An 8,698-nucleotide genomic window follows, 5' to 3' on the forward strand; every position below is an offset into this window, starting at 1 on the left:
GCCACCACGCTGCTCGACGCCGCCGTCGCCCGGTTCGGTCCGCCGATGGCCTGGCCCGCGCAGCTCACCGATGCGGCCGGGCTCGCATCGTTCGCGCCCGACGTCCTCGCCGCAGAGGGCGACGCCACGGCGGGTGCGATCGTCGCCGCGGCCGCCGAGGCGCTCGCCGCGACGGCGCGCGCCCTCGGTGACCGACCGGTGGCGATGGCCGGTGGCTTGGCGCAGGTCCCGGCGCTGCGCCGGCGGCTCAACCTCATACCGGCCGCCGGCGACGCGCTCGACGGCGCCCTGCGGCTGGGCGCGATCCACGAGCCGCATGTGATCCGCAGGCACGCCGCCGCCGGCGAGGGTCGTTCCCGGAACGCGCTCGACCGGCTGGCCACCGAAGCCGTCCGGCCGGACCTGGACGACCTCGACGCGCGGCCCATCGGCGAGGTCGTCGCGTTGCTCGTCGCCGCGGAAGGGGAGGCGCACGCCGCGGTGGCGGCGGCCGTCCAGCGGATCGCGGCGGCGGCGGAGGCGATCGCGGCGCGCTTGGAGCATGGCGGGCGGCTGATCTACGCCGGCGCCGGAACGCCCGGGCGACTGGGCGTGCTCGACGCGGCCGAATGCGGGCCGACATTCGGCACCGACCTCGTGCGCGGCGTGATCGCCGGCGGATCCGCGGCGCTGACGGAGGCGATCGAAGGCGCCGAGGACTCGTTCGACCCCGCGGATCTGGCCGACCTGAGGGCCGCCGACGCGCTGGTCGCGATCACGGCCTCGGGCCGCACGCCGTACGCGTTGGGGGCGCTCGAGCACGCGCGGGCGGCGGGCGCGCTGACCGTCGCGATCGTCAACAACCCGCGCAGCCAGGCGTCCGCCGACATCGTGATCGAGCTGCTCACGGGGCCGGAGGTGCTCGCCGGCTCCACGAGGCTGACCGCCGCAACGGCCCAGAAGGTCGTGCTCAATGCGTTGTCGACGAGCGTGCTGGTCGCGCTCGGCAAGGCCTACGGCCCGCGGATGGTCGACGTGCGCGCGACCAGCGCGAAGTTGCGCCGCCGCGCGGTGCGGATCGTCCGCGACGCGGCCGGCGTCGACGAGAAGACCGCGCTGGCCGCGCTCGCCGCCGCGGGCGGCCACGCCAAGACCGCGATCGTCGCGCTGCTGGCCGGCGTTGATGCGGCCGAGGCGGCCCTTCGGCTCGACCGCGCTCGCGGACGCGCGCGGGATGCGCTGCGCGGAACGTGACGGGTGACGTGGGGGCATTTGCTCGATCAAATGCGCGGAAGTCCGCACTCTCCTGCCATTCGGACGACTTTTTGGCCGCGACGAGGGGTATGAATACAAGCATGCGTTTCATTCACGTCGCTGCGGCGGTCGGCCTTTCCGCCGCCGCCTCGCTCATCACCCCGGTGGTGCTCGCGGGAGCGCCGTCCGCGCAGGCCGACCAATCCGGTTACAGCCGATGCGTCGGAAACATCGCGCAACTTCCGCTGAACGAGCCCGACCCGAAAAGCATCCAGCTTGCCCGCCAAATTGAGCAGGACCTCAAATCCGGTGTTTCCCCTGCCGCCGAAACTCAGAAAGTCATGCAGCTCGGATTCGACTCGCATGCGGCCGCCGTGGTCGTGCAATGCGCACAGCAAGAGAACCCGTAGGACGGCCGGTCGTTCAGCAGTGGGCTGCCCAGCACCGCTGGTTGGGGCAATAGGTCGCGTGCGCGATTCTCACCATGTTCCCGACGTCCGCGAGGGCAACGTTTCGCGGGTCCAAGGTGGCGTGCACCTGCTGGGCGATCTGGTCATACGTCCAGCCCCAGCCCAGATCGTCGCAAATGAGGCGTCCCATCCCGGTGAGGGCGGCCTCGTGGTCCGGCGGCCACGTGAACCCCGCTGCGCTCAGTTGCGCGAGGTAGGCGTCATCGGCGGGATCGGCAGCCGCGGTCGCACTTCCCGTTACCAAAGCAGCCCCTGCCATAACGGGAACGATCACCCCGGCCAGCCAGCGACGTGAGACCATGTGACGCGCTCCTTTCTCCGCAATACACAATAAAGATAGCGGGGAAAAAGCAGCTTATGGCCAGCTGAATAGTCGGCTTTTTGCCCGTTCGACGAAACGCATCACCGCACGCCGAGGCGTCGCCAGGGCGACCGGTTTCAGAACCCGCTGTCTCCACCGGAGTCGAAGCCGCCACCGCCGGAGTCGAACCCGCCACCGCCGAAGTCGGACCCGCCGAAGCCGAAGTCGCCGCCACCGGAGTCGTAACCGCCGCCGCTGTAATCGAATCCGCCGCCACCGGAGTTGTAACCGCCGTCGAACCCGACATCGCCCTGCTGACTGTCGTAGCCGGCGCTTTGTCCCCCGTCATAGCCGGCGTCGTAACCGGATTGCGCATAGGCCGAGTCCCGGCCGGCCTCGAAGCCGCTCTCGTAACTGCCGCCCCAATGGTCGTCCAGCAGGGCATCCATCATCAGGACGTCGGCGACCGCCCACCCCCAGCCCGCGCCCCAGAAGGCGTACGGGTAATAGCCGGGGTAGAAGAACATTCCGTTGTAGTAGCCACCCGGGTAGTAGTGGGGGTAGCCCGGCTGCTGCATGGTGCTGTAGTTGTTGTTGTTGATCGTCACGTACTCACCGGTGTCGGGGTTCCTCGCCCGTACCGACGCCTGCTTGCGGTCCTCGTCGGGAACCGACGTCACGGCATCCACGTTCGGTGCCGGCCGCCCGGGGTCGAGCCTGCGGTTGGCCTTGTCCACGGTGGACCGCACGTTTCGCAGGTGTGCCCGCGCCGCGGTGTAGTCACCTGCCTGGTAGGCCTTGCGCGCTTCGTACAGGCTGGAGTTGGCCTTCGTCGACTCCGCGCTGACGTCCGTGCCGGTGTTGGTGATCACCGCGTTGTCGAGGTCGGCGACATCAGACTCGGCCGCGATCAATTCCTGCTTGATCTGGTCTCGCGCCTCTGCGTCCTTGCGGCGCTTGCGATTGCGACTCACGGCGAACAGGATCAGGCAAACCGCCCCGACGATTGCCAGCAGCACCCACAACCAGGTCCAGCTGGTGTGCTTGGCGTGGCTGACTGGAGAGGTTGTCCCCGGCGCTCCGGCGCCCACGTTGACGCCGGCCAGCTTGCTGATGAACTCGCTGGTCGCGCCGTAGGGGTCATTGCGATGATCGCTGGCCGACTGACCCATGAACGGATCCACGCTGTCGGCGATCACCTTCGGCACGTTGTAGGCACGCACGTGGTAGCCCCTGGAGTCGATCACCAGAATCACTCCGCTGAACTGCGGGTGGCGAGCCAGGATGACGTTGTGCAACGCGTCCGGGGTGGTCACACCCGTCTGGCCGGGCGCCACCGCCGCCACCCAGACCGGGGGTGCAGGGCTCCACGTCCACCGGCTGGTGAGAATCTGCTGGTTCAGGTCGTCGGCGTTCCGCAACGGCGGTGTGGCGGCCGGGTCGGCCACCACATGCGTCTGGGCGTCGAACCTGCCCACAATCTGGTCGGTATAGGCGTCGGCCCGCGCAGACGGCGCGAGCAGCATCGCCAGCGCCAACAGGACCGGGGCCACGACGACCCCGCTGAATCGTGCTGTCACTTTTCTCCTGCTCTTGTCGTCATTCCTGGCTGCCACGCTGCCACCGCGCGTGCTGATCGAACCACACGATTGCACCTCCGAGGCCATCGCTGATCTGATACGTCGAACGAAGGCGGACGCGGCTTGGTTCCGCGGTGGTCAGCGGCACGACGGCGTGCGCTCGCCGGCTTTCGCGGCACCGACAACGCGGGCATGCTTCGGATATGCATGTGATCAGTGGCGTCCGGGACCCGGCCGCGAGCTTCCCACTCGAGACCGGTGCCGACGACGCCAGCGAGCGTCGCCAGGCCAACCGTGCCGTTGCCGTCAGCGCCGTCGGTCTCGCGCTGACCGGGCTCGTCGAGCTGGCCATCGCAGTGGTGTCCGGATCGGTCGCGCTGCTCGGCGACGCACTGCACAACCTGTCCGACGTCTCGACCAGCGCGCTGGTGTTCGTCGGATTCAGGGCATCGCGCAAAGTGCCCACCGACCGTTACCCCTACGGCTACGAACGCGCCGAGGATCTCGCCGGCATCGGCGTGGCCCTGGTGATCTGGGGCAGCGCCCTGATCGCCGGCTTCGAGAGCGTCACCAAGCTGCTCCGCCACGGCGGCACCGGTCACCTGTGGTGGGGCATCGCCGCGGCGGCCGTGGGCATCGCGGGCAATCAGCTGGTGGCGCGCTACAAGCTGGTCGTGGGCCGGCGGATTCGCTCCGCAACCATGGTCGCCGACGCCAAGCATTCGTGGCTGGACGCGTTGTCCTCGGCCGGGGCGATGCTGGGGCTGATCGGTGTCGCGCTCGGGTGGGGCTGGGCCGACGCGGTCGCCGGGATCGTCGTCACCGGATTCATCTGCCACGTCGGTTGGGAAGTCACTGCCGACATTGCGCACCGCCTGCTCGACGGCGTCGACCCGGAAATCGTCACATCGGCCGAGACCGCCGCCGCTACGGTCCCCGGCGTCCTCCACGCGCACGCCCGCGCCCGCTGGACCGGGCGGACACTGCGAGTGGAGGTGGAAGGATTCCTTGCCCCGGAAACGTCGCTGTCGGCAGCCGACGAAATCGGACGCCGCGTCGCTGCCGCGGTGGCGTCGCAAATTCCGAAGATGCACAGCTTCAGCTGGGGGGCACGAGCGACATCCGACTAGGCAGGCAGGCCGCTCTTGATGGCGGCATCCTGCTTCTTCGCGAGGTCCATGACGAAGTCCGACGGCACGGGATCGTTTGGCGGGCTCTCGAACTCGAGGACCGTGAAGACTTTGCCCTCGGTGAACATCACGATCGCTTTGGACTTCGAGCCGTCAGGCGACGGCCCCACCGCCATCTGCCCGCCGGTGCCCACAGCCGCCGGCGTCGGCGGAGCCTTCACGCTCAGCTCCTGAATGGCCTTGGCGCTCTGATCGAGCGCCGCTGACGCGGCGCCGGGATCGGGATACACGTAGATGGTGTCGTCGATTTTGCGAGTGGCGGCCTGGTTCGTGAAGACCCCTTCGGCGCCCGCGGGATTGGGCACGGGCAGCGTCTGCGACAGTGCGAAGGTCTCCCCGGGTACGACGATGTCGCTGGGCTTGATGAGCAGATTGCTGTAATCGGAAGGCTGGGCGGCGCCGCCGCTCGGCGCCGGTGTCGCGGGCGAGGAGGACGCGGCGGAAGTCGACGACGAGGACGTTGACGACGCGCTCGACGAAGCGCTCGATGAGGGGCTTGACGACTTGTTGCCCCCGCAGCCCGTGACCGCCACACCAACTACCAGGGCACTCGCCGCCATGACCGATACCTTCCGCACCATGGCTTCCTTCGGGTGTGCTGAGTTGCCGACGTCTCGCGCAACATAGCGGACCACTCGAGCCACGGGGCGGAATTCATGTGAATTTCAAATGGGTTGGGCACGCCCATGGAGTGAAGCGATGACTTTCGCCGGTCAGCCGCGCCGGAATCGCTCCCGCAGTTGCGGGTCCTGCTCCCACCACAATCCCGACGGAGATCCCGACGTAAATCCCGACGGAGATCCCGACGGGGCGGCGCTTTCGGTCTCGGTCGCTTCGGCCGCGTCGAGCTCAGCGTCGACGTCGACCGCATGCGCCCTGTCGTCGCGCGCCAGCGCACGCATCAGCAACAGCACGAACGGCCATCCGACCAGATCCCCCAGGATCCAGAGAACGCCGGCACCGATCGTCTGATCGAGCCGCTGATCGGGTCCCCACGATCGGTGCAATCCCGCGTAATACGCCGCGCCGATCAGTGAGCCCTGCCAGATGACCAATCCCAGGACGCCGTCACCCAGTGCCTCGACGACCGTGATCAGCAGCGAGATCAACTGTGGGTACCTGCGGGGCACGGGGTCCGCTTGCAGTCGGGCGTAGAAATACCCAAAGCCCATCGCTACCAGGAGGATCCGAGTGGGCGCGCCGATCCAACCGCTCTGGAGGGACGCGGTGTACCAGGGTGTCAGGTAGAGCAGCCACGGCGTGCCGAGCATCGCCAGCGATGTGGTCGCCGGATGCGCGAGCACGCGGGCCGACCGGCTGGCCAGCAGTTTGTCGATGCCGTCGCGGGCCGCCGGGCCCACCGCAGTTCGCACAACGGTGACCGGCTTGCTCAGCGCGAGGAACAACGGCACGACGTACAACAGCATCAGCACCTGCAGCGCGCGCATCCAGAATAGGACGTAGGCGTAGGCGCCGATCGCGCTGACAGTGGCGAGTGCCCACAGCGCAATGCCCACCCCGAAGCACCAGGCCTGCGCGGGTTGGACGGGTGGCTCGGCGTTTCGGGCGCGCCGGTAGCACCACACGTATGCGGTCGTCACCGACACCATCGCCAGTGCCGAAGTCAGGTCGACATGCCAGGTGTGGACAAGGGCCGCCCACGACAACGGTCCGGGATTGGCACCCATGATCGCTAGCGTATTGGCATCGCGCCGGCATCCGTTGCGGACATTTTCGGCATGTTGTCAGGCGCCGCCGGCCCTCGTGTTGGGCAGCGCCTCCGGGCAGTACGCAGTAGCGGCGATGGCGGTGAACTTGGCGGCGTTGTCCCCCTGAAGCCTGGTGTTCTGGGCTTGGACCGTCTTGACGACATCCGCCATCGCCGTGCCTTGGCCGACCGCCTGGCACACCCATCTGGCCGCGCCGATCACGCGGGCCGGGTCGGGATACGTGATGCCGGCGGCCTGCAAGGCGGCGAGGAATGCGTCGTCGACGCTGTCGGCGTGCGCGGGCGCGGCCGCGCCGATCGCGGCGGCGAGGCAGGTCAGCGTCAGGAGCAGGCGTTTCACGATTCCCCGATCGTCGCAGAGTGGCGGCGAATTCGCACGCCAGCCGCCACCGGATCTCGCCCGGCGCTCGCGCAACGTCAACCGAAGGTTGACACCTAGCAAATCGTCAACCTTGGGTTTCGGCCGCTTCACACCGCGAGCGCGGGGTGCGGTTGTGGCGGCACAGAACGCCGCACACGAAGCAAGCAACTGCGAGATCACGCCTGACCATTTATTGCTCGGGCTGCTCAGTGATGCGAACGCGTTGGCCTCGGTGTTGCTGAAGCGGCAGGACGTCGACGTCGACGCAGTCCGCGCGGCCGTGACACTACCGCCGGCATGCGCCGAACCGCCGGAACTCATCCCCTTCAGCAGCCCGGCGCGTAAGGCGCTGGAACTCACCTTCCGCGAGGCACTTCGGCTCGGCCACAATTACATCGGGACCGAACACCTGCTGTTGGCGTTACTTGAACTCGAGGACGGCGCGGGACCGCTGCACCGATCCGGCGTCGACAAGGACCGCGTAGAGACCGATCTGATAGCGGCGCTGGAAACACTCAACAGCAGAATAAACCCCTCCCCGTCGCCATAGCGCGTGTGCGATCATGCGAACATGCACCGCTGGCTGATGGTCCTGTCCGCATCGGTCGTCGCCGCCGCGAGCTTCACCGCCGCGGGCCTGACGTCCCCGCGCGCACAAGCCGGCGACGCGCCCATCGGCCACATCGGCGACACCCTGCGCGTGGACACCGGCACCTACATCGCCGACGTCACCGTCAGCAGCGTCGCCCCGTGCGACCCACCGCCGGGATTCGGCTATACCCGAGAGGGCGTGCCCGTCAAGAGCTTTCCCGGCAGCACGGTTGACCGTGCCGACGTGACGATCCGCGCCATCCGGGTGCCCAACCCCTACGTCATGGCGACCGACTTCAGCTTCGACGGGGTGACGCCGTACGCCGACGCCTATAAGCCCCGGGCCTCCGATGCGCCCGACGCGCTGGACAACGTGCTCGTGAACGCGCCCAACGGCGCGATCGTGCGCGGCGGGGTTTACTGGGACGCCTACCGCGATCCGGTCTCCACCGTCGTGCTGCTGGACAAGAAGACGGGGCATCACCTCGCCCAATGGAATCTTTGACCCTGGCCGTGCGGGTCATCACCGCGGATTGCGTTGACACCGCGGAGCTCGCGGAGCTGGCCGCGCGCACCTTTCCGCTGGCCTGTCCACCCGCGACGGGCGCGGAAGACGTCGCAGCGTTCGTCGAGACCAACCTGTCGGCCGAACGCTTCGCGGACTATCTGGGCGATCCAGGACGTGCCGTCATCATCGCGGCGCTGGGCGAGCGAATCATCGGCTACGCCATGCTCGTTCGTGACGCCACTGACCAGACCGCCGAACTGTCGAAGATTTACGTGCTGCCCGACCACCACGGCGCCGGGGTGTCCCAAGCGCTGATGGACCTGGTGCTGGGTACCGCCGAGAAATGGGGCGTGCGCCGGGTGTGGCTGGGAGTGAATCAGCAAAACCGGCGCGCACAACGCTTCTATGCCAAGAGCGGCTTCACGGTCAACGGCACCAGGACCTTTCAGGTGGGGGCCCGCTGCGAGAACGACTACGTCATGGTTCGCGAGTTGGGTCGGTCCGGCTTACCGACGACGTGAGCGCGACCAGCCGTGAAGTAGCCCGCAGGTACTTCTTTCGGTAGCCACCGGCCAGCATCTCCTGGCTGAAGATGGTGTCGAGCCGGGCCCCGGAGGCCACCACCGGAATGCCCGCGTCGTAGAGCCGGTCGATCAGCGACACCAGCCTCAGCGCAACGTTCTGGTCGTCGATGCCGTGCACTCCGGTCAGGTACACCGCGGCGACGCCCTCGAT

Annotated in this window: 11 protein-coding genes and 1 pseudogene; 6 read left to right on the forward strand and 6 right to left on the reverse strand. The window is 68.1% G+C overall.

The window, feature by feature from the left end; all coding sequences use genetic code 11:
• Both JO059_RS12410 and JO059_RS12415 read left to right on the forward strand, forming a co-directional pair.
• A partial coding sequence (locus JO059_RS12410; protein ID WP_293319055.1) for an N-acetylmuramic acid 6-phosphate etherase occupies positions 1-1,233 on the forward strand: 1,233 nt, incomplete at its 5' end.
• 101 nt (positions 1,234-1,334) lie between these two features.
• Positions 1,335-1,643: a hypothetical protein gene (locus tag JO059_RS12415; protein WP_293319057.1), complete on the forward strand. Its 309-nt coding sequence runs from the start codon at positions 1,335-1,337 to the stop codon at positions 1,641-1,643.
• A gap of 13 nt (positions 1,644-1,656) precedes the next feature.
• On the opposite strand, the gene JO059_RS12420 is transcribed toward JO059_RS12415, so the two are convergent.
• Positions 1,657-1,962, reverse strand: a complete 306-nt coding sequence (locus JO059_RS12420) for a DUF732 domain-containing protein (RefSeq protein WP_293319075.1) — start codon at positions 1,960-1,962, stop codon at positions 1,657-1,659.
• A 179-nt stretch (positions 1,963-2,141) separates the two neighbouring features.
• The gene (locus JO059_RS12425) at positions 2,142-3,584 is read right to left on the reverse strand and encodes a hypothetical protein (protein WP_293319059.1); all 1,443 of its coding nucleotides are present in this window, start codon (positions 3,582-3,584) and stop codon (positions 2,142-2,144) included.
• 203 nt (positions 3,585-3,787) lie between these two features.
• Between JO059_RS12425 and JO059_RS12430 the strand changes: the two genes are divergently transcribed.
• The gene (locus JO059_RS12430; protein ID WP_293319061.1) at positions 3,788-4,714 is read left to right on the forward strand and encodes a cation diffusion facilitator family transporter; all 927 of its coding nucleotides are present in this window, start codon (positions 3,788-3,790) and stop codon (positions 4,712-4,714) included.
• Here the strand turns inward: JO059_RS12430 and JO059_RS12435 are convergent.
• From JO059_RS12435 to JO059_RS12445, 3 genes are all read right to left on the reverse strand, one after another.
• Positions 4,711-5,307, reverse strand: coding sequence for a hypothetical protein (locus JO059_RS12435; RefSeq protein WP_293319063.1), 597 nt, complete (start codon positions 5,305-5,307; stop codon positions 4,711-4,713). The genes JO059_RS12430 and JO059_RS12435 overlap by 4 nt on opposite strands.
• A gap of 180 nt (positions 5,308-5,487) precedes the next feature.
• Complete coding sequence (locus JO059_RS12440) at positions 5,488-6,462, reverse strand: cytochrome c oxidase assembly protein (RefSeq protein ID WP_293319065.1); 975 nt, start codon at positions 6,460-6,462, stop codon at positions 5,488-5,490.
• A 57-nt stretch (positions 6,463-6,519) separates the two neighbouring features.
• A complete protein-coding gene (locus JO059_RS12445; protein WP_293319067.1) occupies positions 6,520-6,843 on the reverse strand; it encodes a DUF732 domain-containing protein in 324 nt (107 codons plus the stop codon).
• 38 nt (positions 6,844-6,881) lie between these two features.
• Here JO059_RS12445 and JO059_RS12450 point away from each other — a divergent pair.
• From JO059_RS12450 to JO059_RS12460, 3 genes and pseudogenes are all read left to right on the forward strand, one after another.
• A pseudogene (locus JO059_RS12450) lies at positions 6,882-7,414 on the forward strand (Clp protease N-terminal domain-containing protein); the annotation flags it as partial.
• Between the two features lie 21 nt (positions 7,415-7,435).
• The gene (locus JO059_RS12455) at positions 7,436-7,960 is read left to right on the forward strand and encodes a hypothetical protein (protein ID WP_293319069.1); all 525 of its coding nucleotides are present in this window, start codon (positions 7,436-7,438) and stop codon (positions 7,958-7,960) included.
• On the forward strand, positions 7,948-8,484 hold the full coding sequence (locus tag JO059_RS12460) for a GNAT family N-acetyltransferase (protein ID WP_293319071.1): 537 nt from the start codon (positions 7,948-7,950) through the stop codon (positions 8,482-8,484). The genes JO059_RS12455 and JO059_RS12460 overlap by 13 nt, the downstream gene beginning before the upstream one ends.
• On the opposite strand, the gene zapE is transcribed toward JO059_RS12460, so the two are convergent.
• The coding region (zapE, locus tag JO059_RS12465) for an AFG1/ZapE family ATPase (protein ID WP_293319073.1) at positions 8,441-8,698 on the reverse strand (258 nt) is incomplete at its 5' end. The genes JO059_RS12460 and zapE overlap by 44 nt on opposite strands.

It is taken from the genome of Mycobacterium sp. (assembly GCF_019247615.1).
Lineage (GTDB): Bacteria > Actinomycetota > Actinomycetes > Mycobacteriales > Mycobacteriaceae > Mycobacterium.

What these genes read in the sequence shown, in the direction of transcription:
- JO059_RS12460 (WP_293319071.1), top strand. Translation starts at nt 7,948, where the DNA reads ATGGAATCTTTGACCCTGGCCGTGCGGGTCATCACCGCGGATTGCGTT.
- JO059_RS12455 (WP_293319069.1), top strand. Translation starts at nt 7,436, where the DNA reads ATGCACCGCTGGCTGATGGTCCTGTCCGCATCGGTCGTCGCCGCCGCG.
- JO059_RS12430 (WP_293319061.1), top strand. Translation starts at nt 3,788, where the DNA reads ATGCATGTGATCAGTGGCGTCCGGGACCCGGCCGCGAGCTTCCCACTC.
- JO059_RS12440 (WP_293319065.1), bottom strand. Translation starts at nt 6,462, where the DNA reads ATGGGTGCCAATCCCGGACCGTTGTCGTGGGCGGCCCTTGTCCACACC.
- JO059_RS12415 (WP_293319057.1), top strand. Translation starts at nt 1,335, where the DNA reads ATGCGTTTCATTCACGTCGCTGCGGCGGTCGGCCTTTCCGCCGCCGCC.
- JO059_RS12420 (WP_293319075.1), bottom strand. Translation starts at nt 1,962, where the DNA reads ATGGCAGGGGCTGCTTTGGTAACGGGAAGTGCGACCGCGGCTGCCGAT.